Below are 1045 nucleotides of genomic sequence, written 5' to 3' on the forward strand. Positions count from 1 at the left end.
TAGAGCGTGCTGTGTTTATGTGGAAGCATATCCTGAGTTGATGAGGTAGTTGGCGCATTCGGTTGGGCTGACGAGGTCGAGGAGTGCGCCGGCCTTGCGCCAAGTGGTCTCGACGGTCCGCTGCTCTGCGGCGCGCATCAAGTGCTTGAGCTTGGCGAAGAGTTGCTCGATCGGGTTCAGGTCCGGGCTGTAGGGCGGCAGGAACAGCAGATGCGCGCCGGCCTGGCGGATGGCGCGGCGCGCGCGGTGTCCCTTATGGCTGCCGAGGTTGTCGAGGATGACGATGTTGCCTGGTGCCAGCGTCGGCACCAGCACCTGCTCGACATAGGCGGTGAACAGGTCGCCGTTGATCGGTCCGTCGATCACGCAGGGCGCATCGACACGGTCGTGCCGCAGGGCGGCGATGAAGGTCAGCGTCTTCCAGTGGCCATGCGGCACGCGTGCATCCAGCCGTTGCCCGCGCAGGCCCCACCCGCGCAGCGGCGCCATGTTGGTCTTGATCCAGGTCTCGTCGATGAAGACCAGCCGGCGCGGATCGATCTTGCCCTGGTGGGCCTGCCAGCGGGCGCGCTTGAAGGCGATGTCAGGGCGCGACTGCTCGGCGGGCAGCACGGTTTTTTTTGAAGCTCAGCCCTTCGGCGTGCAGGAACACCCACACCGCGCGCCGGTCGGTCTTGATGCCACGCGCAGCCAACTCCGCTGTCAGGCCGCGCGTGGTGAACGGGCCTTCTGCGACCCGCGCCCGCAACCACTCGGCATGCTCGCCCACCAGGGTCGGTGGCTTGTGTCCGCCCACTTGGCCAGGCGCCAGCGAACCCGTCTCGCGTTGCCGCTTGCGCCACTTCGACACGCAAGAAGGGCTGATCCGCAACGCCGCTGCGATCTCGCGGATCGTCTCGCCAGCCTCGGCGCGCTGCACCGCGCGCTCACGCAGATCCTCGGAGTACGGCCGCATCAGCGCTGGCCTCCATCGCCCAGCCCAACGCTTGAATCAGATCCCGCCCCGTTTCGGAACCCCGATTCCAACGAATAGCAGCGTGCTCTA

The 1045-nt window shown here is 66.5% G+C and carries 1 protein-coding gene; it reads right to left on the reverse strand.

What is annotated here, in order from left to right:
* Window positions 1-15: 15 nt before the first annotated feature.
* A protein-coding gene (locus AAFN86_RS29550; protein WP_347547318.1) for an IS630 family transposase occupies window positions 16-958 on the reverse strand; the annotation gives its coding sequence in 2 pieces (ribosomal slippage) (window positions 16-621 and window positions 623-958; 942 coding nt in all).
* Between the last annotated feature and the right edge of the window lie 87 nt (window positions 959-1045).

The sequence above is a fragment of the Roseomonas sp. CAU 1739 genome, assembly GCF_039839775.1.
Lineage (GTDB): Bacteria > Pseudomonadota > Alphaproteobacteria > Acetobacterales > Acetobacteraceae > Neoroseomonas.